The organism is Bacillus sp. 7884-1, assembly GCF_002272245.1.
In the GTDB taxonomy this organism is placed as follows: Bacteria; Bacillota; Bacilli; order Bacillales; family Cytobacillaceae; genus Neobacillus.
Map to the genome: position 1 here is coordinate 1 of NZ_NPDD01000146.1, position 23,054 is coordinate 23,054.

Annotated in this window: 21 protein-coding genes, 2 pseudogenes and 1 riboswitch; of the genes and pseudogenes, 4 read left to right on the forward strand and 19 right to left on the reverse strand. The window is 37.0% G+C overall.

All coding sequences use genetic code 11. The annotated features are described in order from the left end of the window. Window positions 1–139 precede the first annotated feature (139 nt). Window positions 140–493 carry a DoxX family protein gene (locus CHI06_RS17175; RefSeq protein ID WP_095249853.1) on the reverse strand — a complete coding sequence of 118 codons (354 nt, stop codon included), beginning with the start codon at window positions 491–493 and terminating at the stop codon, window positions 140–142. Between the two features lie 513 nt (window positions 494–1,006). On the opposite strand from CHI06_RS17175, the gene CHI06_RS17185 reads away from it, so the two are divergent. Beyond that, window positions 1,007–1,222, forward strand: coding sequence for a hypothetical protein (locus CHI06_RS17185; RefSeq protein WP_095249855.1), 216 nt, complete (start codon window positions 1,007–1,009; stop codon window positions 1,220–1,222). Window positions 1,223–1,334: 112 nt separating this feature from the next. Here the strand turns inward: CHI06_RS17185 and CHI06_RS17190 are convergent, their stop codons facing one another. The 10 genes from CHI06_RS17190 to CHI06_RS17235 form a co-directional block, all read right to left on the reverse strand. Beyond that, on the reverse strand, window positions 1,335–1,916 hold the full coding sequence (locus CHI06_RS17190; RefSeq protein WP_095249856.1) for a cupin domain-containing protein: 582 nt from the start codon (window positions 1,914–1,916) through the stop codon (window positions 1,335–1,337). A gap of 125 nt (window positions 1,917–2,041) precedes the next feature. Continuing rightward, the gene (locus CHI06_RS17195) at window positions 2,042–2,689 is read right to left on the reverse strand and encodes a YcnI family copper-binding membrane protein (RefSeq protein WP_095249857.1); all 648 of its coding nucleotides are present in this window, start codon (window positions 2,687–2,689) and stop codon (window positions 2,042–2,044) included. A gap of 53 nt (window positions 2,690–2,742) precedes the next feature. Continuing rightward, window positions 2,743–3,333: a copper resistance protein CopC gene (locus tag CHI06_RS17200; RefSeq protein ID WP_179292664.1), complete on the reverse strand. Its 591-nt coding sequence runs from the start codon at window positions 3,331–3,333 to the stop codon at window positions 2,743–2,745. A 209-nt stretch (window positions 3,334–3,542) separates the two neighbouring features. Then, entirely contained in the window at window positions 3,543–4,640 is a 1,098-nt protein-coding gene (locus tag CHI06_RS17205) for an NAD(P)H-dependent flavin oxidoreductase (protein ID WP_095249859.1), read from the reverse strand. Window positions 4,641–4,659: 19 nt separating this feature from the next. After that, window positions 4,660–4,830, reverse strand: coding sequence for a Fe3+ hydroxamate ABC transporter substrate-binding protein (locus CHI06_RS17210; RefSeq protein WP_095249860.1), 171 nt, complete (start codon window positions 4,828–4,830; stop codon window positions 4,660–4,662). Between the two features lie 74 nt (window positions 4,831–4,904). Next, window positions 4,905–6,752, reverse strand: a complete 1,848-nt coding sequence (locus CHI06_RS17215; RefSeq protein WP_095249861.1) for a cell wall-binding repeat-containing protein — start codon at window positions 6,750–6,752, stop codon at window positions 4,905–4,907. A 229-nt stretch (window positions 6,753–6,981) separates the two neighbouring features. Beyond that, window positions 6,982–7,944, reverse strand: coding sequence for a LacI family DNA-binding transcriptional regulator (locus tag CHI06_RS17220; RefSeq protein WP_095249862.1), 963 nt, complete (start codon window positions 7,942–7,944; stop codon window positions 6,982–6,984). 340 nt (window positions 7,945–8,284) lie between these two features. After that, window positions 8,285–8,560 (reverse strand): nuclear transport factor 2 family protein, encoded by a 276-nt coding sequence (locus CHI06_RS17225; protein WP_179292665.1) that lies wholly within the window; start codon window positions 8,558–8,560, stop codon window positions 8,285–8,287. 170 nt (window positions 8,561–8,730) lie between these two features. Continuing rightward, window positions 8,731–10,371, reverse strand: coding sequence for a flavin-containing monooxygenase (locus CHI06_RS17230; RefSeq protein WP_257009343.1), 1,641 nt, complete (start codon window positions 10,369–10,371; stop codon window positions 8,731–8,733). Window positions 10,372–10,417: 46 nt separating this feature from the next. Continuing rightward, entirely contained in the window at window positions 10,418–11,362 is a 945-nt protein-coding gene (locus CHI06_RS17235; protein WP_257009344.1) for an alpha/beta hydrolase, read from the reverse strand. Window positions 11,363–11,507: 145 nt separating this feature from the next. Here CHI06_RS17235 and CHI06_RS17240 point away from each other — a divergent pair, with 145 nt between their 5' ends. Further along, window positions 11,508–12,203 (forward strand): LuxR C-terminal-related transcriptional regulator, encoded by a 696-nt coding sequence (locus CHI06_RS17240; protein WP_095249865.1) that lies wholly within the window; start codon window positions 11,508–11,510, stop codon window positions 12,201–12,203. Between the two features lie 188 nt (window positions 12,204–12,391). Here the strand turns inward: CHI06_RS17240 and CHI06_RS17245 are convergent, their stop codons facing one another. Continuing rightward, on the reverse strand, window positions 12,392–13,264 hold the full coding sequence (locus tag CHI06_RS17245) for a 5'-methylthioadenosine/S-adenosylhomocysteine nucleosidase (protein ID WP_179292666.1): 873 nt from the start codon (window positions 13,262–13,264) through the stop codon (window positions 12,392–12,394). Window positions 13,265–13,436: 172 nt separating this feature from the next. Then, window positions 13,437–13,540, reverse strand: a riboswitch (purine riboswitch). 191 nt (window positions 13,541–13,731) lie between these two features. Beyond that, a complete protein-coding gene (locus tag CHI06_RS17250; RefSeq protein WP_095249866.1) occupies window positions 13,732–14,001 on the reverse strand; it encodes a hypothetical protein in 270 nt (89 codons plus the stop codon). Window positions 14,002–14,089: 88 nt separating this feature from the next. On the opposite strand from CHI06_RS17250, the pseudogene CHI06_RS17255 reads away from it, so the two are divergent. Further along, a pseudogene (locus CHI06_RS17255) lies at window positions 14,090–14,400 on the forward strand (tyrosine-type recombinase/integrase); the annotation flags it as partial. A 68-nt stretch (window positions 14,401–14,468) separates the two neighbouring features. On the opposite strand, the pseudogene CHI06_RS17260 reads toward CHI06_RS17255, so the two are convergent. The 4 genes and pseudogenes from CHI06_RS17260 to CHI06_RS17265 all read right to left on the reverse strand — a co-directional run bounded on the left by CHI06_RS17260 (window position 14,469) and on the right by CHI06_RS17265 (window position 17,062). Further along, window positions 14,469–15,077: pseudogene (locus CHI06_RS17260) on the reverse strand (transglutaminase-like domain-containing protein). A 428-nt stretch (window positions 15,078–15,505) separates the two neighbouring features. Next, complete coding sequence (locus tag CHI06_RS29835) at window positions 15,506–15,643, reverse strand: hypothetical protein (protein WP_165979031.1); 138 nt, start codon at window positions 15,641–15,643, stop codon at window positions 15,506–15,508. Window positions 15,644–15,963: 320 nt separating this feature from the next. Next, on the reverse strand, window positions 15,964–16,113 hold the full coding sequence (locus CHI06_RS31110) for a putative holin-like toxin (RefSeq protein WP_373558154.1): 150 nt from the start codon (window positions 16,111–16,113) through the stop codon (window positions 15,964–15,966). Window positions 16,114–16,165: 52 nt separating this feature from the next. Then, entirely contained in the window at window positions 16,166–17,062 is an 897-nt protein-coding gene (locus tag CHI06_RS17265; protein ID WP_095249867.1) for a TIGR01777 family oxidoreductase, read from the reverse strand. 288 nt (window positions 17,063–17,350) lie between these two features. On the opposite strand from CHI06_RS17265, the gene CHI06_RS17270 reads away from it, so the two are divergent. Then, window positions 17,351–17,587: a hypothetical protein gene (locus CHI06_RS17270; protein ID WP_095249868.1), complete on the forward strand. Its 237-nt coding sequence runs from the start codon at window positions 17,351–17,353 to the stop codon at window positions 17,585–17,587. 420 nt (window positions 17,588–18,007) lie between these two features. On the opposite strand, the gene ftsZ is transcribed toward CHI06_RS17270, so the two are convergent. Continuing rightward, entirely contained in the window at window positions 18,008–19,225 is a 1,218-nt protein-coding gene (gene ftsZ / locus CHI06_RS17275) for a cell division protein FtsZ (protein WP_095249869.1), read from the reverse strand. A 547-nt stretch (window positions 19,226–19,772) separates the two neighbouring features. After that, window positions 19,773–22,943: an ATP-binding cassette domain-containing protein gene (locus tag CHI06_RS17280; RefSeq protein ID WP_095249870.1), complete on the reverse strand. Its 3,171-nt coding sequence runs from the start codon at window positions 22,941–22,943 to the stop codon at window positions 19,773–19,775. Window positions 22,944–23,054: the final 111 nt, after the last annotated feature.

The window sequence follows — 23,054 nt, forward strand, 5'->3', positions numbered from 1 at the left end:
TCATTACATCATATACCATTATTATAAAATTTTATAAATTAAAGGTCTTTAAAAAAAATATATATACTGATTTATTTTTAAAAGAAAAAGGTTCAGAATTCGCTTTCTGAACCTGGTACCAAATAATGTATTTGAGCTCCTACCAGCGTCCAAATGCTACAAATAGTGCCAATACTAATAATATTAGATTCATTGGAATTGCTTTACTTTCTTTCCTTTTTGCGTGGAACCCTGCAGCCAGAATCATGATAAGCCCCAGTCCAAGAGCGGCAATAGGGGTTAATATTGGTGCAATTCCTAAGACATAAGGCAGTATTAACCCAAGCCCTCCTAGCAGCTCGGCAACCCCGATAAAGGTTACTAAACCTTTTGATGAATCTTGTACCCAAGGCATGCTGGCTTTTGCTTTCTCATAAGAAAATGCTTTCGTTGAACCTGCCATTAAAAACATCAATCCTAATAAAATTTGAGCAATCCATAGCGCAATATTCATCAACTACTCCCCCTTGGTATAATTTACCTGCTCCCGTTATAATATTGCCTAAGAACACATTTTAGAAGTAGGCACATTAATGTGAAAATCAAGAAGTTCAGGGGATAGAAAAGAAAAGATTCCTTAATTTTAATCGGGGATTTTAATTAGGAAAATCACTATATTTATTTTTGATTCCTTTTTTCACACCGAACTTACGCACACCAAAGTATAAAATGAGAAATTGTAAAGAATACTGTGTGAAAGAATTTAATGTGAGTCCCCACACAGAAAAAGTAATATCTACTATTAAAACTGAAATAAACCCAATAATGATAAAACTGACACAAACGAAAACAAATCTAAATAAACCCAATAGAACAGCTCCTCAAAGCATTCTCAATATTCTCTAGTTATTACAAACGCCACTAAAATTGTCTTCCCTCTTTATCTGATGTTTTTCGTTTGAAAAATTTCGGTATTAAAGGATAAAACGTCCTTTATGTCGAATTAATAGATAAAGGGGTTGGCCCAATGAATAAAGTTGATTTATTAAAAAATCTTCGCAATGCCAGTCAAAGTAATTTATTTTCAACAGAGATTCCTAAGTCCACTAAAGAAGATGAAAAAAAGATTGAGAAATGGGTGGGAGAATTAGAAAGTGAAGGAAAGATTAAGTTAAGAGAATGTGTACAGCGGGAATACTCCGTTTATTTACATGGAATAATCAAGTATGCATCCGATCAATAATCGGGTGTTTTTTTTTCGGGAGAAACTAGTACAAATAAAAAGGCGTCAATTCATACTTGAATCAACGCTTCTTTTATTGGAGTTCGGGATTATTTAGTCATAACCCTAATTGTTATTCATGATTTTCTTCTGCAGCCATTGCCTCTGCCTTCGTTCTATGAACAGTCCCAAATGGATGTTGAAGTGGGGCATAGATCGTATAAAGTTTCAGGGGCGTATTCCCTGTATTGGTAACATTGTGCCATTTCCCTGCAGGGACCATAATGGCAAAATCATCCGAAACCCTTGCTTGAATAGTTAAATTGTCTTTTGAATCACCCATTTGAACGATTCCTTGACCCTCTTCAATACGTAAGAATTGATCGACATCGGGATGCATCTCTAAACCGATGTCTTCCCCCACGTTGATACTCATCAAAGTAACTTGCATATGATTCCCTGTCCATAAAGCTGTTCGAAATGTACGGTTTTGCTTAGCAGCTTCCTCAATATCCACTACAAATGGTTGTTTCCCATAATCTTTAATATCTACATTTCTCTCATTTATAGATTGCCAATATTGATATCCATTTGCATAGTCCAATTGATCCGGATAACCCCAATACAAAGGTTGCCTCCCATAGTTATCCATTGGCACATAGAAATAATCAGGATTTTGGTATACATATGGGTAGGTATAAGGAAAATAGTACATCTTGCTCATTCCCTTCCAAAATTAATCTAGGTATTCTATTCACTTTGGTTAGGAAATGACCGTATAGATGAAGGTCCATAAAAAAAGACAAGAAATAGTAATTCCTTGTCTTTTAAGATATAACATTATGCGCGTTTTTTTAGTGAAATAACCAGTGCTAACAATCCAGCGATTAATGCAGCAATTGAAACATAAAGTGGAGCATTTGAAGGGCTTGTTGTTTCTTTTACTACTTCTTCATGCGTTTGCTCCGGTTTCACCTCTTCTTTAGTAGCAGTACCGTGGTGATCACCAGATCCATCAGCTGGCTTTGGATTTACTGTAGTCACAGATGCAGGCTTGTCTGCATCTGATGCTCCAACCCACTCCACTAGGCTTCCATCCTGATATGTCTGATAAGCTTTGAAAACAATTTCAGTTGCCTCGTCTGCAACCTTCCCTTGCATATTAAAAAGTCCAAATTCAGTTGCTGATAAACCTTCACCTTCTGTGGTCCAAGTAACGCTCGTAATTTTATCAGTGGCATCTTTTTGGATTTCATATTTCCAGCCGAGCTTTGGTTCAAAACGGCTTATATTAACTTCTGATGGAAATTCTACTTTTATTTGTGTAGTCGGAACTGTATCGTTTTCAGAAGGTACCCGAACGGTGAACATTTCATAGCTTCCCTGTGTGGTTTCCTTAGGCAGTACAGTTACGTGGGCACTTGCCACACCCGTAAATAGTGTAAATCCTACAAGCATTAAAATTAAAGACGGTGCTAATTTTTTCATAATATATTGTATTCCCTTCACGATGGTTAGTCATAAATAATGTATATTTTTGATTAACGTTTTTTCTTTCCGGTAAAGAATAAAAGTACAATTCCAAATATCACAATTAAGATAATAAAAACTGTAATTAACATGGTTGATGAGTCATTATTATTTTGATCGTCCGTTTTTTCAACTGTATCTGACGCTGTATTTTGATCTTCACTATTTTGAGCTATTTGATCATTTTGACTGTCATCCTCTTGATTTGCTTCGCTCTCCTCAGGAGTAACAGGATTCTCCTCTATTGCATTTTGATCCATTTGTACAACAAAATTGATTTCTCCTTTTATCGGATGACCATCTTCTCCAACAATTGTCCATTGGATTATGTAAGATCCATTATCTAATGGTTTTGCTATTGTTCCAATTAATTGCTTATTTTCAACCTTGATTCCTTCTAATGGAATTTTATTTCCGTCCTTAACCATATCCATCGTGCTTAATTCCTCGATAGAAGTAGCAAACGTAAGAATAATTTGTTCAAGATTCTCTGTTACAACTTGTCCTTCAGATGGATTCGATGAAGATAAACTTGTGTGTGCACTTACAAAGGAAGGTACAGCCAGTAAAGTACAAACCAAGAATAATATAATTTTCTTCAAGATAAAGCTCCTTTCTCTCTAATACATGATGTACTTAATATATTCGGGAATTGACTAAACTAGTACATGTTTCCTAGCATATTCATATTAACATGCTGACTATGTGGTTTTAAGAGTAATGTACTATTTCACAAAAATTTCACAAGTAATTCTTGACAAGATAAAAAAGGCGATTGTCCATATAGAACAATCGCACTTCGTTAGAATCACTATTCTACTGATATACTCGTAAGATGTTTATTTATATTTTTTACTTCAGCTATAATATCTTTCATTAAAACTTCAACAGTTTGACTTTTGGCTAATCTAGGACTTTGACCAGACCAGAGTGACATGTAATCTGAATTATTTTGGGAAGAAGCAGCCTTTCGAATGTGTTGGGTTAGAGTATTTTGAACTGGAAAATGGGGTACAGACTCTTCATGATTCTTGAAGTCTGAAATAAATTTATTGTTAATTCCCCTTGCCCATTTGCCAGAAAACGCTCGTGTCAAAACCATCTGGTCTTCTTTTGCGTGAAGAATGCCTTCTTTATGTAGTTTATGAGCTCCACTTTCTATACAGGTTAAGAAAGCTGTCCCCATTTGAACTCCCTTTGATCCCAAACAAATGGCGGCCATCAGCCCTCTACCATCCATAATTCCTCCAGCAGCAATCACAGGAATGCTTACATGATCAACAACCTGAGGAATCAATGACATTAAACCTACTAAACTCTTTTCGTCGTCAGCCATAAAGTTCCCTCGGTGTCCACCCGCTTCACTGCCTTGAACAACAACCATATCCATCCCTAACTTTTCAACTTCAACCGCTTCTTCAACGGTTGTTGCTGTTCCCATCAGAATAATGTTATGGTGTTTTAACTCAGCGATTATTTCAATGGAAGGAACACCAAAAGTAAATGAACAAACAGGGACTTTTTCGTCTATGACAACCTGGATTTGTTCATCGAACTTCTCAAAAAAATGATTAGATGTAGGTATGTCAAGATTGACATTATCGCTTATATTTAATTGCTTATAAATGGGTTGTAAGTGATCATTTGCTGCTTTAATTTCTTTTTCTGTATAGGTAAATTCGTTAGGAACAAATAGATTGATACCAAATGGATATGTTGTTAACTGCTTTATTTCTTTGATCTGATCACGTATTTGATCTGGTGTCATGTAGCCAGCTCCCATCATACCAAGACCACCGGAATTTGAAACCTCTGCTACTAAATTTGAAGTGGTTACTCCTCCTGCCATAGGAGCTTGGATAATCGGAAACTCAATTTTTAATAGCTCTGTCATTTTATTTTTAATCATCCACTACACCTCTAATAATCTATTGTTTTTTATTAAAACAATCTTCACAAATGAATTTACCTTCGTTTCTTAAGTAAGCTATTATTTCGGTAAATCCTTTTCGCTTGGGATACCGCATTTTAACATAAACCATTTCATCTCCTTTAATTTCTTTGTCACAAACTAAGCACTTTGGTTTATCCCAGAACATGATATAAATACCTCCCATACAAAATAAAAGTTCTGTAAAAAAGGAACCTCCAATTACAGAAGTTCCTTTTCTTTTTAATACTTAATTTCTTGGACAATTTGTCCAATTTCATTTTGAACATCTAACACATCTTGACCACCGAGGAAACCAAAGTAATCAATTTTCTGTTTCAATATGGTGCTTCGAATAGAAGGAGGAACATTCTTATCGTTCGATAACAAGATAGGTACACCTTGTTTTGCAGCTAATACAGCACCTGTTAAGGCATCAGGGAATTCATATCCTCTTGCAAGATATGCTTGATCAATCCCATTATAAAGTCCATTTACAATGGCTGCATTGGTATCAAAGCGAGTTTCCCCGCCGTAACGTATGATCTTTTTAGGTGATACTTTAGATAAGATACTATCTGGGAGAAGCTGCTTATCACCAACAACAATAATATTTTCATAGTTTTTAAGTTCGTTTGCGGTTACATCAGGTATTCCAGTTTCCCGCGTTAAATAAATCGGGTAACCATTTTGAGCGGCATAAGATGCAATGGATAACGCATCTGGGAAATTAAAACCGTATGCAAGGACAGCGGTATCCTTTTTCGGTAATTGCTGACCAATTTTTGCTGCTGTTTCAAATCTATCTTCCCCGCCATAACGTGTAATGGTTGTAATCCCTAAATCTCTTAATTCTTTCTCAACAGATGGCTTAATGAGCTTTGAACTGCCAAGCAACACAGCCTTTTTAGCACCTAATCTTTTAATTTCATTTTTCGTTGCGTCCCTTAATGAATCATAGTAAGACAAAAGAAGCGGTGCATCCAAATGATACGCAAGCGGTGTACCAGCTAAGGCATCAGGGAAATCATATCCAAAGGCAATCACAACGGTATCCGTTGATTTCCAGCCTTCTCGAGAAACAGCCGCTGCCGTTTCCATCCGATCAAAACCATGAAGACGTTTTCCTAATGGGATCAATTCACCTGAGGCCGTATACGCAGTGGTTTTACCATCATTAAGTAACGCTTTATACCAGACATATTGTCTATCTAGCATTTTTACCGTTGAATCATATTTGTAGGTTTCATCGTAAACCAATGATGAATATTGAGGGGCTCCTGCTTGATTCCCTGGATCAAGGATGGTGATAGCTTCCCTCATCCCTTTAGGCAGACTCCTTATTGGGTCAATCGTTTTTACGGTAGAAGGAACCCCACGGAATTGTGCCGCTGGTGCAGAAAGAACAATATCATCCTTTTCAAATTTATGCTTCGTTACATGCAATAAGTGATCGGGAACATCATATTCCATCTTATTAAAATGCAAATTATAGTTTGGCGCCCCGGTATAAGTGAAGTCCTCAGGTTTAAATGGGAATGGCAGTGGAGAGACACCCATAAAATTATTATAGTAATCGACTTTCGTATAGACTTCCTCCTGGTATGCTCCTTTATTGACACTGCCATCATCTTGCTTAGTAGGACTATTCACTTGTTTCTTTCCATTGTATGCTAATAGTGCAAAGTACCAGTTTTCTAGTACATCGCGGTCCATATCATTCAATTTAGGAAGAATTGCATCAAAATTACGAAACTTTTGATCAAGTATTTCCACACCTTTCTCGATGTTATACTTGATGTCATTTTTTAATAAATCTTCATTAAAATTGTGGGGTTGTGTAACTTGCATGATACCAATCCCACCATCAATGACAAGTGGGTCACCTTTTTCATCAAATTGGCGCCAGCTACTTTCTTGAATAGCAACAGCTTTCACAATTTCAGGCGGTATACCTTTTTTAAATGCTTCTTCGGTTAGCATTCTATTAATCTCCTGCTGAGGAGGATTTGTTGCTGCATACCCCTTTTCTCCTGCAAAGCACCCGATTGCCATACTTACAGCAACCAGGGAGACCATCTTTTTAATCATTCTTAATCTCCTTCCAAAAAAACATATTCTTATAGAATGGTAACATTCTTTGACAATAATTGCTATTACCTTACATCAATCAAATAAATTGTAAAAAAGCAAAACTCGCCATAGATGATCTGCCCCGTAAATGTTAGAATGGTGTCTAACATTTACGGGGCAGATCAAGATTGGCGAGTTCTTTTAATAGGAATATCTAAATTTTTAGAATGATTCATCCTCGATACTGTTATACAGTTTGTCGTTCAATTAATTTCACATTTATCTCCTGGTGAGAATTATTTCTATTGTCCATTGTTTGAAGAAACAATTTCTCCCCTATCTCAACCAAAGGAATTTCAAGTGTTGTGATGTGCATAACTTTTGCAATCGGATGGTTATCGAATCCCATTATTGCAAGGTCATCAGGTATTAAGATTTCTTTTTCCTTGCAGTAGGTTATCATTCCAGCAGCCACGATGTCACTTGTAACGAGCAGAGCAGTTGGCGGATTGTCCATTCTAATTAATTGTTGTACCACTTTTACCCCATCTTCAAATTTTAGACTTTCATAAAAAATATAATCAGGGTCAAATGACAGGTTTACGTTATGCAAAAAATCTATATAAGCCTTCTCCCTTTGTTTACTATTGGTTCCTGATTTCCTTCCCACACAATAGCCAATTTTTTGATGTCCTTTATGATAAAGATACTCTAGTGCATTGGTAAAGCAATTATAATGGTCAATGAATGTTGATGATACATTTCGGTCTCTCGCATCTTCGCATAAAATGATTGGACCGTATTCCACATACTGTTCTATAACGTCCCATCCACAACTTCTTGAACAGATAATAAGTGCATCTATTTGCTTATGCTGTAACATCTCTAACGCTTCAATTTCTCGGTTTTCGTCATAATTAGTTTGAAATAGAACCAACTTGTAATTGTTTTTCACAGCTTCTTTCGCAATCCCTTCAAGGAGCAAGCCAAAGTAAGGATGATTGGTAAATGGAATAACAACCCCTATAAGGAAAGTTTTTCCTTTGCTTAGATGAACGGCATTTATATTTCGCTGGTATTTGTATTCCTCCATTGCCTGCAAGACAGCTTCCTTTTTTTCTTTACTTACATATGGATGATTATTCAATACACGAGAAACGGTTGTAACCGATACTCCAGCTATTTTTGCAATATCTTTGATATTTGCCACAGTTATAACTCCTTAAAAAACTTTTTCTTGCTATGATACGCGTTTCATAATTTAAACTGATTTCGTAATAATAAAAGGAGGGTACTAAGATGTCCATGATAATAGGTATTTTGTGCATACTATTCTTATGTAGTTCTGTTCTGATATTATCATCATTTCCAATTTATCAGTACACAAAAAAACATTCTATTAAAAAGAAAGCTAAAAACAAGGTAAATGATTATTATAGCCATTTCTTTGATGTATACATCTATTAGAGAGGAACACTTGTTTTTTAGACTTGCACAAAAACAAAGGGTTGCCGCCGCAACCCTTTATGACAAATCAGATAATTTATTTATTACTTCAAGTTAAATATTCCCTTACCCGTTTCCATATTTATAGGCAAGGATGAATGTTCATGAGCTATAACCCAATATTCATTCACTTTTTTTAAACTATATGTGAACCGATTTGTCATTTGACGAAGTTTCTCACCTGATTCTTCTTGGTAAGCAGCAAATGTTATAGCACAATAAGCAAATGCGAGATATGAATTCTCTTCAACTACTAAGTCATTAAAATCAACTTTAAGTAAAACACTATCCTCACGCAAACCATTAAACCACTCTGCCACATTTTCCTTCCATGAAGAAAACCTTTGATTTCCCCTAGCAGTTACGGAAGGATTACTAGCTGAAAAAAGTTTTAGGTGTGAATTCACATAGGAATTCACGCCTGAATTTGTTGATGAAGGACTAATCTTACTACCATTTCGATAGGTAGTTCTTGATTAAGCTAATCTATTTATTTTATACTGCCTTGAATGGGAGCCGGAGCTTTTTCAAAATGGAAGCCTTCGTAACCGTTGGCCGCGATTTCAGCACATTTCTGGCGGTATGCTCCGACACCCCCTAAGTAGATTAAAAACCTACGTGTTTTTCCAGGGATGTTGGCACCCGTGTACCAGGAATCTGCCTTTGAAAACAGCGTTGCATTCGCGACCTCTCCGCAATGCTTACTCCAGGCTTCCTCAGCTTCAACGTTTGCTTCGATACTTTCCATATTGTTTTCACACATGTATTCAATACAATCGGAGATCCATTCCACATGCTGCTCAATCGAAACCGGCATGTTACTCAAAACGGAAGGACTTTCAGGTCCGGTAATCATGAAGAAATTAGGGAATCCAGCATTCGCAACACCTAGGTAGGTTCTTGTATTTTCTCCCCCATTCCATTTTTCCTTCAATGATACTCCGTCTTTACCGCGGATATCCATTTTTAATAATGGACCTGTCATGCCATCAAAGCCGGTAGCAAAAACAAGCACATCAACCTCATACTCGCCTTCAGTCGTACGCAGCCCTTTTTCCGTAATTTCAACAATTGGATTCTTCTTAACATCTACTAAAGAAACATTATCTCGATTATAGGTTTCATAGTAATCGGTATCGATGATTGGCCGCTTTGTTCCATAATAATACGAAGGCATCAGCTTATCTGCAACATCCGGCTTTTTAACAATCTCGCGGATTTTAGTACGGATGAATTCGGAAGCCGTTTTGTTTGCCTCTTCATTGACGGTAATGTCATAGTAAGAGGTGAAAATTCCTTGACCTCCAATTCGCCATGCTTCCTCATATTTCTCCAGACGTTCTTCAGGTGTTACCTCAAGCGCTGATTTCGTCGGGATGTCACCAGGCGCTCCGCCTGTAGATTCACGCATTTGACGTTTAATTTCTTGGAAATTTTCTTTTGCTTGACGTATATACTCAGGATCATACGGATGATTTCGCGCTGGAGCACTATACTGTGGTGTCCGTTGGAAAACGGTTAAGTGGGCAGCTTCTTTTGCGATAGCAGGAATCGCCTGAACGCCGCTCGAACCAGTCCCTATAATACCGACTGTTTTGCCAGTGAAATCAACTTTTGTATGTGGCCAATGTCCTGTGTGATAATATTCTCCTTTGAAGTTTTCTAAGCCATTAAATTTGGGAAGATTGGATGCAGAAAGACAACCTACTCCAGTAATAAAGTACTTCGCAGTAACAATACTGCCGTCATTTAGAGTAATCTGCCAAATCTTGTTCTCTTCGTCATATTGGGCTGCATTAACGCGGGTCTTAAACTGAATATCTGGTCTCAATTCAAACTTATCAGCGACAAAATTAAGATATTTTAAGATTTCGGGCTGCTCCGGATATCGAGAAGACCAAGTCCACTCGCGGTAAAGATCTTCGGAAAAGGTATAGTTATAATAGATACTCTCGGAGTCACAACGTGCTCCTGGATAACGGTTCCAATACCAGGTACCGCCAACACCATCGGCTGCCTCATAAACACGAGTTGATAAACCTGCTTCACGTAAGCGATAAAGCATATACATTCCTGAAAAGCCCGCACCAATTACTACCGCATCAAAATTCGTCTCTTTTGAAGATGTCAAAAGCATTCCCTCCCAAATTAAGGTTTAGATTTTTCTTCTATGAAAATTAGACTCTACTTACCTCTTGGTCAACTTTACTTAAAAACGCTGCAAATTTATCGATTGCACCTTTGATATCATCAGGGAAAACAGCCATATTTGTGAAAAATCCGTGGATTAATCCTTCCTCACGCGAAGTTTCAACGGTAACTCCAGCTTCCTTAAGTCGTTCTGCATAGGCCTCCCCTTCATCTCTTAATACATCAAACTCCGCCGTAAGTACAAATGCAGGTGGCAGATTGCGTAAGTCCTCTTCGAGAATCGGTGCAACAAGTACATTTTTTGCATCCTCGTCATTGCGGATGTAATAATTGCCAAACCAAATCATTAGGTCTCTATCTAAACCAAATCCTTCTTTAAAGTCCTGATAGGATTGAGAATCATAGCTTAATGCGGTTACCGGATAAATAAGTACCTGACCAGCAATTGCAGGTCCATTAACTCTTCTTGATTTCAAGGTCATAGCAGCAGCAAGATTTCCTCCAGCACTATCCCCGCCTACAACAATATTGGAAGCGTTTCCATTTAAAGCCACAGCATTTTCACATACCCATTGTAAAGCTGCATAGGAATCTTCAACAGGAACAGGAAACTTATGTTCTGGTGCCAGTCGATAATCTACTGATACCACTATTCTCTCAGTTTTGTTTGCTAGCATTCTGCAGCTAGCATCCGATGTAGCAATATCACCAATTACCCATCCGCCTCCATGATAATATACAAAGATCGGGAATGGACCTTGGCCTTCCGGGGTATAGATTCGTACATTTATTTCTGCACCATCAACGGGTACTAGTCGGTCTTCAATCTTCGCAAGCGGTGCAAGCTCTACCTCTACTGGGGGTGCCATAGCAAACATATCTCTGACTGTTTGTGGTTCTAATGAAGCAATTGGCGGCATTTGCTTAAACGCTTCTAAATACATGAGGGACTGTGGTTTTAAATTTGCCATTGTCATCTTCCTTTCCTTTTAAAAAAGATTTTAATCCTTTTTAGGGATTAGCACCTATTAGCACTATCTAAATGTTACAATTTTTTGTATAATTTGAATATTCCTAATTTTATAGGTGTCCAATCCCCCAAAAGGAGATGATAGTTTGCCATCTCAGCATACCTTGATGGAAAAGATTGTACAGCTTGAAGAAGCAGCAAGTCATGAAGAAAAACTGTATAAGATTCTTGAAGTTTACATGTCTCTCTACCCTGCACGTAATGCTTATCTATTTCGCTATTCTCCATTAGGTTATCTTGGGGAAGGAGTTTTAATGGTAAATTCAACCGGCATCGTCTATATTAACGAGATTCGGGATAATGTTCGGACTTTGCCTATCATCTATTCTGCGATTTTAGAGAGGAAAGCTAAGTATTGTTCTGGAATTGAATTTTTAAAACAAACGAGCAGTAAGTATATTCTTACGTCGAATATTAACTCAATGGCTGTAGTCCCGATTTGTTTTAGTTCAGTCGTCATTGGCTACATATGTACGACGGAATTTTCTAAGGATACTTTCCTAGACGAACAAGCCCTCTCCTCACTCACTGACTATGGAAGATTGGTTGGAAAGTATATGGAGCAGTCCGAAGATTTAAAAGAATCACCAAACCTAAGCAAACGAGAACTAGAGGTGATGAGGAAAATTTCGTGGGGAGAAAGCATGAAGGAAATGGCAGCCACCATGGATATTAGTGAACTAACCGTAAAGCAATATGTAAAATCTGCAATCAAAAAACTTGGTGCTCATAACCGTTCCCATGCAGTCGGTGAACTTTTAAGAAAAGGGATTATTTCTTAATAAAAATGTAAACGCTTAATATAATGATTTCATATTATTAATATTGGAAGGTAAAACCTCTACGCCAACACAAACATCAGTGGCCGTAGAGGTTTAAATTATATTGACATAAGTAAAAAAAAAACTAGATTCAATCAAAAACAAAAAAAGCGCTCCTACAATCGTAGAAACGCAAGTTTAGTAGTTTATTATTTTTTTATCATTGAGATGTATTCTTTAACTACTTCATATACATACTCTTGATTTGCCGCTGCTGTACCTGGATTATAAGTTCCACCATTTGTTTTATTATTTGATAGGATTCGAATACCTAAGAATGGTACATCATAGGCATCGGCAATTTGTGCTACTGAGGCACCTTCCATTTCTTCTACAGAGGTACCGTAAACCTCATGGATCCAGTTAATTCGGTCTACTTCGCTATTCCAAAAGTCTGCTGAACCAATCGTACCTTCGACTACTTTACCCTTCGTGTATGTGTCTTTTACTGCATTTGCAGCAGCAAGTAAATCCTTATCTCCCTCGTAGTAACGGACTTTATTAGCACTCTCATCTGATCCGCTTCCTTCCGAAGCCATTAAATCCATCGGAATCCATGTAGTTGGATCAATTCCTTGGCCTTCATCCATATTTGTTGTTTTTAATGAACCAATGTTTGTCGTCCTTTCCCCTAACACAATATCAAATACATTTAGACTCGGATCATGTCCGCCAGATGTACCTTGGTTGATGATGGCGATGGGGTTATATTTTTCAATAGCCAATGCTGTTGCAGCCGCCGTATTTTCCATTCCCTTCCCTGTTTTCGTAACGATAACAGGATAATTATTCAATTTTCCTTTGTAAAAAACAAACGTTCCTGATTTTTCCACTTTCACGTTATCTAATTTTTCCGCAAAATTTTCAGCTTCTATAGGCATTGGACCTTGAATAATGATTGGTCTCTGAGCACCTTCTACTTTTGTTTCATTTAGTAAAGATGAATTACATCCTGCTAGCATCACTAACATGCCGGAAACAGCTGCGACTGAAGCGACTTTTTTAAACATTTTGTTTTTCATAAATAATCTCTCCCCTTTTTCTTGTTGTTTTTACTCTCGCTAAATGGTTCCAAAGAAAAAAGTCTAGAAAATGCAGGATATTCCCTGCCTTCTAGACCTACGAAAGTCAAAATATTAATAATCAAGCAATAAAAATGCTAAATCATTAAATGGAGCGGCTAAGAATGCCTGACCACCAAATACTTTAACTCGTAGTCTAGTTCATATAATGGGAACCAGGTAGAAACACTCGGACCGTATTACCGAGTATATACGAATAATGTTATTAGTATTATTACTTTGTTAATATAACAAATTCACAAAAGTAAATCAATAAAAAGGTGAATATTAATTTAAAAATCCATGTTATTGTTCGTGTTTTATGATAAAAGTAACATAAAAATGGTAATTTTTTCTTATTTTTTAACAATTTATTAATAATCAAATAAAAAAAGCAACTCTCCGTTATAGAAGAATTGCAGGAAACTTTATATAACATTATTCGCATTACTTGGATTATGTATTTGCAGCCATTTGTCTGATTCCTTGATTATCCACTCACCAAATTCATTTAAAAAGTATAAAAGCTCCTCAACGTTTGTAATTGGTTCAATGGCATATAAAAGTGCCTTTTTCATCTCTAGTTCTTTTTCAGGATAATGCTTTGCAAATATCTTATAAGCAAGGAACAAATCTCTCGTGTAAAGATTTTCTTCCACGATAACAAGAGCAATTCCTGCTCGAACAATGATTTTCATTATCCAGCCGCAACAATCTTTGATATCATCCAAATCATCATTATCAACAAGGTCTTCTCTCGCAAGTTCTATTTGTTTCTTAAGTTAAATCTGGTTAAAATGATATTTAGATCTCCGCCAGGATACAGACCCTGCTATTTTTGTTACTGAACGGCACCCGCATAAAATGAGTATTGCACAGATGAGGTACATCATAAAAGAATTTCAAGTCTTGCAGGGATCGACAAAGAAATCCATCCACACCAACTACGCCACAGCTATGCCACACACCTATTGAACAACGGAGCTCCCATTGATGTAATTCAGAGTTTACTAGGGCACGAAAAAAGCGAAACCACTCGGATATATGCTCAGCTAAGTGGGAGTATTAGAAGAGAAATTTATAAAAAATATTTTTAGATATGAGTTGGTAATAAGCAACGGATCATTCTGCTGCCTTTTCACTATTGCACCCTTTAGTGAAAAAACTATAAACTCCCAGGTAAATGATTTCGATACATTTCTAATGCATCTGTATGCTCTTCTAAAACAGCTATTGTTTTTGGATGTGGCTTTACATAAATTACAGGATAGTCCTTTTCACCAAATTCATTTTGAGTTGGGAAGGCTAATTTTTCTTCATCAACTGAAAATTGAGCATCAATTCCCTTTTTATTACCACGAGCATCTAACCGTACCCATTTATTTAGTGATTTAAAGAAAACAGCATTCAATGCGTGAATACAGTACCCTTTTTCAGGTGTATCAAACAACATCAAACGTTGATAACAAAAACCTGTTGGTATTCCTTGCGAACGTAATAAAGAAGCTAATAGGTGTGATTATGCATAGCAAATTCCCTCTTTATAGCCTAAAACATCTGAAGCGTTACAAGTAACCCGTTTCGACTGAATATCCCAAGAATGTGCTATTTCATCACGAACAAATTCATAAGCTGCTTTGGCTTTTTCAATTTCTGTTTGAAACGAGATGAAAAGTTCATCTGCATTTGCTGCAATTATAGGATTAGAATAATTAACTTCTTTTAATTCAAGTAAATAATCATTCAATATATTAGACTCACTAATAATTTTCATTATCTCCACTCCTGTTTAAGTGTATAAATATGTATATATTAGTATTATTATACAATATTGAATGATGGATTTATAGATGTTCTGTTAAACTAACCTGACCGTTATCTTAAGTACAGTTTTTCACAAACTTTATTTCATCTTAACATAAATATCCAATTAGTTCAGAATAACATAGCCATTGTACCCTTACAATTTGGAATGCATTTTCCTATACAAATTTTAGTGTAATTTCCGTAAAAATCGCTTTACATCAATAAAAAAAGAGTAACAAATTCATATACAATTTGGCACTCATTTTAAATTACATTTTTAATGATTGCGATAGGTAACGGAACCCGTTACCTTTCCACAGAAGTTCCTTTTTTTGCATATAAAAGTCTTTAGTTATGTGATTTACACATTGTCTTTTAGTGATGAAATGTAGTTTCCTATTTCAATTGCACAGGAGTAACTACCGCAAAAGAATTTTCAGATGGATCTGTTACGTTAATTTCAATAACCTTAAATCCATTTCCTCCAATATTACTCTCAATTTTAGTAGATTGTTTAATTACGTCAATATTCATATGTTTTTTCTTCCTTCCAATTAAAAAATTCTCACAGAAGTTATCTTATGTTGAAAGTTCAAAAATGTGCATGAAATTTTTCCAATCGAATGAAAAAATTAACAAGGAGGTGCATTCTGCTGTTTCTCAGTTCTTCAAAATAACTGATTTATGTTTCTTTTTTCCTATTTTTCGTTATAATATAAATATGAGTATGAACATAAAATAAAAAGACCGACATGGTGCAACATGTCAGGTCCTGCAATAGACGGTCCCCTTAAAAGGGTTGACTTGTTAATGAGATTAAATAATCCACCTGAGCCGCAAAACTCAAGGGTGGATTATTTTTTTTGACCAAACGTCAGGATGGCTACGATTAAACTAGCAAACCCAATCATAATCATGAACGTTTCAAAAATCGTCAAACAGCAACACCCCCTTTCCAATGGGAGCATGCCAACCGCCTTTGAGACAACCTTTTCTATTGCCATTTAAGTATAGCATAAACCGCACTAAATAAGAACATACATTCGTGATTTACTTTTAAAGTAAATCCTCTAAGGCCGAGAGGATTGTTGGGAATATGAATTCAAACCCATTTTCTTGTAACACTTGAGGGATAACATGCTGCCCTTCCAGCACTAGGGCACTTTTTTGCCCAAGGACCATTTTCATAGCGAACGAAGGAACGGGAAGCCAATGTGGACGATTTAAAACAGAACCAATACTTTTACCAAATTCGTTCATTCGAAGTGGAGCTGGAGCGGTTACATTGATGGGTCCACTTAAATGGTTACTAGTAATAGCAAAGAGAATGGCGCGCACTACATCCGTAACATGGACCCATGATACCCATTGTTCACCTGAACCCACTTTTCCGCCAACAAATAATCGATATGGCATGGCCATGAGTGGCAGCGCACCTTCCTCTTTACCAAGCACTACACCAAATCTCATGAATACTGCACGAATGGAAAATTTCTCAACTTGCTTGGCTTTATTTTCCCAGTCCCGTACAGTCTCCCCCAAAAAATCAGTCGCCGTTTCCAATGAATTTTCAGTGTAGACAGCATTTTTTGAGGATGGATAAATGCCAATCGCACTGGCATTCACCAGGACAGAAGGCTTTGTAGAAAGTAATGAGATGATTCTAAGTAGCTCATCCGTTGCTTTCATTCGACTTTCATAGATTTGCTTCTGATGGCTTTTACTCCATCTCCCGTCATTAATGGACACACCAGCCAAGTTAATAAACGCATCTGCATTCCCTATTTCTTTTTCAGGTGAAGCCCCTTCAACCAGCCACCTTACAAATTCAATCTTTCCGGAAGATTTTTTTTCCTTCCTTGTTAAAATCACAACACTATGCCCTTCATCGAGCAGCAATTGTGTTAACGTCTGACCAATGAAACCAGATCCTCCAGCAATGACAATTTTCATTTTTCCCCTCCAAAAGACTCTCTTCTATTTAGAAAATTATACCATTACTTACAATCTACTTTTCTAGATTTCCCAAAATAATCCTTGAATCTGCTTATTATTATTTCTGGAAAAAACTACCACGGTATTCGTGAAATGTTTCACAAAATATTCACAGACTACATCCATGATTGGTGGTAATATTCCACTGTAAACAACATAGCGATGTTGAAAATATATTTAATTACCTTTTCTTAGACGAGTTATTCTATTAAATAATTACACTGTTAAAAATAGGAGGTTACACAAATGTTTGATACGTATATGGTACACAAGTATTTTAAAGGTACTTTTATTGGAAAAACCTACTACCAGGGAGCTACAAAAAAATCACTGGAAAATTTCATGGCCAGAGGATATCGAGAAGGTGAGCTACGCTCTTGGAAGACCGTTCATTTTGATGAGGCAAGAGTGTATAAGTTTATTGACGGTCAAGAAGAATATGTAGAGACAGTTACAAAATTTAAAAGCCTTCCGATGGCATAAATATAAAGGAAATCTAATTCCCGTGTAGATTAAAAACAGATGTAGCGGTAACCTGAGAAGCCATCTGATTCCCGTTCAGCTTAAAAATCAGCACCAGCGGTAACCTGAGAGGCCTTCTGATTCCCGTAAAGCTTAAAAATCAGCATCAGCGGTAACCTGAGAAGCCATCTGATTCCCATACAGTGTAAAAATCAGCATCAGCGGTAACCTGAGAGGCCTTCTGATTCCCATACAGTGTAAAAATCAGCATCAGCGGTAACCTGAGAAGATATCTGGTTTCCGTATAGCTTAAAAATCAGGAGCAACGGTAACCTGAGGGTAAGCTGATTCCAATCATTTATAAATAGTCACTATAATCAGTATTAAAACGCTTGGGATCCCCAAGCGTTTTGATTTAGGTACGATCTCTACTCGGGTCAATCATCTAAAGGAACGTAAGCGCTTTTTTCGATTACGTAGGAACGTTGGTATATCACTAGAGTCGTCTATCTCTTCTGATTGCTGATTATATGGCTGTTCCTCTTCGACATAGGTTAGTGGTTCAGGTTGTTCATAGTGTTGTTCGCGTTGATGATATTGGTAATGCTGTTCTCTTTGCTGATGTTCATAATGTTGTTCTCTTTGATATGGAATACCCTTTTCTTCCGCTGGTGCTAGGGCAGGTTTATGTACAACGGTATTCTCTTGCTCTGTGAATCCAGTAGCAATCACGGTTACAATAATTTCATCAGTTAAGTTTTCATTAATCACCGAACCAAAAATCATATTTAATTCCTCGTTGGAAGCGGAAGCCACGATTTCGGCTGCCTCCTGGACTTCAAAGAGACTTAAATTGTTGCCGCCGGTTATGTTCATAATGACACCATGAGCCCCATTGATTGAAGTCTCCAATAATGGACTGTTTAGCGCTTTCTCTGCTGCTTCGGCCGCACGATTGCTGCCATTCGCAATCCCAATTCCCATTAAGGCCGTTCCTTTATGGGACATAACCGTTTTTACATCTGCAAAATCCAGGTTGATTAAACCAGGAACCGCAATTAAATCGGAAATCCCTTGTACACCCTGACGCAGGACATTATCCGCTTCACGAAAGGCATCAATCATCGGTGTTTTTTTATCTACAATTTCCAATAAACGATCGTTGGGAATGATAATTAGGGTGTCTACGGCTTCCCTCATTGCGCTTATTCCACTTTCGGCGTTTTTTGCACGCTTGAAGCCTTCGAACTTGAATGGACGTGTTACCACCCCGATTGTCAGTGCGCCCATCTTTCGTGCGATTCTAGCAATGGCCGGTGCTGCCCCTGTTCCGGTACCGCCGCCCATTCCTGCCGTAACGAAAACCATGTCTGCTCCTGCCAAGACTTCTTCAATTTGATTCTTGCTTTCCTCGACCGCTTTTCTTCCTATTTCCGGATTTGCCCCTGCTCCTAAACCCCTAGTCAAAGAGGAACCAATTTGCATCTTGACTGCTGCTCTTGATTGTTTGATGGCTTGTGAATCTGTGTTGACAGCGATAAATTCAACTCCCCCAACCCCATCCTCAATCATGCGGTTGACAGCGTTATTACCTCCTCCGCCAACACCGACAACTTTAATATTGGCTAAATGGTCCATACTTGTGTCAAATTCTAACATGCTCTTTCCTCCCTGTTATCAAAATACTACTAACCTTCGTCTAATATTGGTTTAGTAGATTAGGAGGTTAGATACCATACCCCCAAATAATTAGTAGAAAAATGATATAGTGTTTAGTCTACGGAACATTAATTTCATTGTCTAGTTAAGTGTTACCTATTATTTAGGGCTGAAAAATGGGAAAAAGCACACCCCTCAACATTGATAAATGCAGTTATTTTTTTCCATTTTTGGGTAGTATGGTCCTGTTTATATTCAAACTATTTCTATTATTAAGGAAAGTTAACAGTCTATTTACAAATTGATGACTATCCCTTGGTTCGACAAATTTTTAAGAATGCCTTGATATAATGACATTGTCTTTGTGGAAATAGGAAAATGAAGAGAAGGAGGAAGTATGGCGGAATTATTGCTTTATGTCGGTACATATCTCTCGGTTACTCTTTGTGTTGGATGGTTGATTACAGTCGGTTTTGATTTATTTATTAAATAAATAGTAAAAACTCATTTGCGTCATAGTGCAAATGAGTTTTTTATCATTATCCGTTTAATTATTTTGCTCGAGAGCTTGGTATACCGCCATCATATCTCGTTTATTTAACTCGCGGATACGATTGAAAATGGGAATGTCACTAACTGCATCGGTAAGTAAGTTTTCAGCAACAACCTCTTTTACTGTACCCGTGAGCCATGTTTGGACATCAATACCTTCGACGATTTCCTTTCGACCTTCGTCATTAATCCCGCTCGCATGACAACTTACACATGGAACAGATAGTTTGTAGACTCCGTCATGGAGACCATCTTCGGAAATGACTTTCTTTCCATTACAGAACGGACATTTATGAGCGGCTTTAATTTTATTAATTTGAGTAACAATTTTTTTGTAGCCAAACGCCTCATAGACATACGTTAGTTTTTTGTATTTGCCATTGGTGAAATATTTATCTATAATCGTTTCTCTGGTTTCGGTAATTGCGGAAAAATCACAAATGGTAAGTAGATTTTTGCTGCTTATGTCTTCGATATTGTTTCTAATTTTATCCCAGAATGGTAAGGCATTTTGTAAAACCACTTCATAGCCGACAAAGCTAGCAAGTTCTAGTTCAAGCATCTTCAACGCTACTTGTGTTTCCCTAGGCAATAAAGATACATCTTCCGTGAGAATCCTATCTCCACCAACAATAGCTTTAAGCTTTTCGAGTTCTGGTAAATTCCCTACTGTTACGATAGCCTGATCAAGTGGCATTTCAATAATCTCACGAATATCACTTTCGCCAAATTTTAGTTTTTTATGATGTTTTAGCACGGTTCCTTGGCAGACTGGACAGGTAATCATCTCTTTCGATTCTTTCATCTGCTCTTTAATAATCGATTTCGAAATAAACATATACCGGCCGATAATGAGATTAAAGCCTTCCCAGTTTCTCGAAGCCTTGCCCGCTTTATCGTAAAAGGACTTTTCCCAATACCCATATAAAAAAGTATGCTTTTCTGCTTCTGTCATCTCATTAAAGCTCTTACTTATATCTTGACCGAGCTCATTCTTGATCTCATCAAAAAGGAATTGCAATTTTGGATATTGGTACCATTTTAAAACTTCCATTACGTCTGGATGTAATAATCCATCCCAGAAAGGAACGGTTTTATCTTGGATCACAACATCAATATCAAACTTTTCAATTTCCCGGCGACCCGAACAGCATGGACAATGATTATCTTGATTGTAGAAATCAAAGTTTCTCGTATCTTTATTGGTTGGATGGGAAGCAATGATATGATTAATCAATCCGCCAATTTCATAAAGAAAACTATATTGACTATACAAGTGTCTTTCAAGGTCTATTGCGATAACAGGTGCAATGGTGTCCGTTTCGTATTCACCATAAATCAAACGGGCCATTGATGATAAGCTTTTTAAAATACCGCCTTTATAGACATTTTCTGCATTTTTAAAATAACCAATTTGGTTTTCTTCTACGTAGTTAATGCCCTGTTGCATATTGAGAGTAGAAGATATTTGGAAGGAAGCAGCAGGAACATCACTAGACTTATCACGATAATAATCATCATGACTTAAAACATCGAGATGATGAACAGGCTCCACCTGTCTTTTTCCAAAATCAACAATATAATCTGAGCTATCCAGCATATAGGCATTATGTTCGATCATCATGATGGAGACAGATTCATCCTGCAGAATGACCCTAACACTATCGATAAATTGGTTTAGGATGTTTTGTGATAACCCTTTTGAAGGCTCGTCGAAAATAAACAGTGTATGGGGATTCCTAGTGTTAGCAAACAGTTCAGAAACTAAATGCACACATTGAAATTCTCCTGTCGATAAAGTTTGCGTCTTTCTTTCTAATGTCAAATAACCAAGACCAAGCTTTATTAAAAGGCTCAAGCGTTTATGAGCAATGTCTTCATTTGGCAGTTCATCAATGATATCTTCAATCGAACGCTGAAAAATATCATCAATATCCTCACTGTATTTTGTCAGTTTTCTTTTTATATCAAGAAAGGTCGCAACGGTTGAACGGCTGGTAATCGATTGGTTTCGATCCTGTCCTACAATCACCAATTTGTCTTTTGGATAACGCTTTAGAAAATCCTTGGCAATACACTCGTTAACCAGTGTTGATTTACCACTTCCTGATTCACCCGTAAAGGTGACAAGTCTATTTTTCGGAATCTGAATTTCAGTCATTTGAATATTACGAAAGTAAAGATCTTTAAATTGGTAATATTCTGTTGGCATGGATGGATTTCGTTCCCATAGAATTGGTTTTGGACGTGGAGATTCTTCTACAATTTTACCGCCGTATTTACCACTGCCCGGACCAAAGAACAATTGTTCATCACTTACATCAAGCACCGTGTCAGAATGGTCAATGAGCCAGATTTGATTCTTAAAGCCTAATTGTCTTATCTGATCCAAGATTTTCAGTAATGTTTCGTGATCAAGACCCACGGAGATTTCATCAATTATAATAACCGTATTTTCACTTGCAGCCATAAATTCAGCCAGGTAAAGCCGTGTTACTTCTCCACCAGACAAGGTACCCATGATCCGATTTAAGGTAAGGTACCCGATATTCATATTGGCAATATTTTTGAGAATATGTATTTTACCTTCACTAAGATGTAAATCTTCTGCAAGTGAAAGAATGGATTCAATGCTTAAGTTGTTGATGTCGGAAATACTATGTGGCTGCTCGAATAATTCAAGCCTATACTGCTCAACTTCTTGATTATAACGTCTGCCCTTACACTTTGGGCATTCTATATTTTTGGTCGTACCGCGTCCTTTACAATCTGGACACCATCCTAATGCATTATTAAAAGAAAATACCTCTGGAGAAAGATTATATTTTTCCGCAAGAGTATCGCGTATCTCTTTAAAAACACCCGTATGTGTTCCAATAGTGGAACGTGGATTAGAAGAAATGGATGATTTACCGAGGAAAAGGACTAAAGGCATGTCTTCCATTTTGATGGCACTGAAGTTCGTCTCCATGATAGTGGAAAACAGATACTGGTATTCAGCCTTTGGCAATAAGGAAACAAGACGCTTTTTGGATTCCTCCCCTATCGTTTGGCAAAAAGTCGTTTTACCTGAACCAGACAAACCCGCAATTCCTATTGAACGATCTACAGGTATTACTGCATCCAATTTGTTGATATTGTTGGCAATTAATGAATTAATTTTCAATGGCTACCCTCTCCATTCTCTCATTTTCATTTATTAATAATAGCATACCTATTAGTTAATAAGGTAGTTATAGTGAAAACGTTTTCAAAACCAAAAGGCACCTGAATAAGT

Coding starts and splice junctions, on each gene's coding strand:
- CHI06_RS17175 (WP_095249853.1), bottom strand. CDS start 493: ATGAATATTGCGCTATGGATTGCTCAAATTTTATTAGGATTGATGTTT.
- CHI06_RS17185 (WP_095249855.1), top strand. CDS start 1,007: ATGAATAAAGTTGATTTATTAAAAAATCTTCGCAATGCCAGTCAAAGT.
- CHI06_RS17190 (WP_095249856.1), bottom strand. CDS start 1,916: ATGTACTATTTTCCTTATACCTACCCATATGTATACCAAAATCCTGAT.
- CHI06_RS17195 (WP_095249857.1), bottom strand. CDS start 2,689: ATGAAAAAATTAGCACCGTCTTTAATTTTAATGCTTGTAGGATTTACA.
- CHI06_RS17205 (WP_095249859.1), bottom strand. CDS start 4,640: ATGATTAAAAATAAAATGACAGAGCTATTAAAAATTGAGTTTCCGATT.
- CHI06_RS17210 (WP_095249860.1), bottom strand. CDS start 4,830: ATGTTCTGGGATAAACCAAAGTGCTTAGTTTGTGACAAAGAAATTAAA.
- CHI06_RS17215 (WP_095249861.1), bottom strand. CDS start 6,752: ATGATTAAAAAGATGGTCTCCCTGGTTGCTGTAAGTATGGCAATCGGG.
- CHI06_RS17235 (WP_257009344.1), bottom strand. CDS start 11,362: ATGGCAAATTTAAAACCACAGTCCCTCATGTATTTAGAAGCGTTTAAG.
- CHI06_RS17245 (WP_179292666.1), bottom strand. CDS start 13,264: ATGAAAAACAAAATGTTTAAAAAAGTCGCTTCAGTCGCAGCTGTTTCC.
- CHI06_RS17250 (WP_095249866.1), bottom strand. CDS start 14,001: ATGAAAATCATTGTTCGAGCAGGAATTGCTCTTGTTATCGTGGAAGAA.
- CHI06_RS29835 (WP_165979031.1), bottom strand. CDS start 15,643: ATGAATATTGACGTAATTAAACAATCTACTAAAATTGAGAGTAATATT.
- CHI06_RS31110 (WP_373558154.1), bottom strand. CDS start 16,113: ATGGCAATAGAAAAGGTTGTCTCAAAGGCGGTTGGCATGCTCCCATTG.
- CHI06_RS17265 (WP_095249867.1), bottom strand. CDS start 17,062: ATGAAAATTGTCATTGCTGGAGGATCTGGTTTCATTGGTCAGACGTTA.
- CHI06_RS17270 (WP_095249868.1), top strand. CDS start 17,351: ATGTTTGATACGTATATGGTACACAAGTATTTTAAAGGTACTTTTATT.
- ftsZ (WP_095249869.1), bottom strand. CDS start 19,225: ATGTTAGAATTTGACACAAGTATGGACCATTTAGCCAATATTAAAGTT.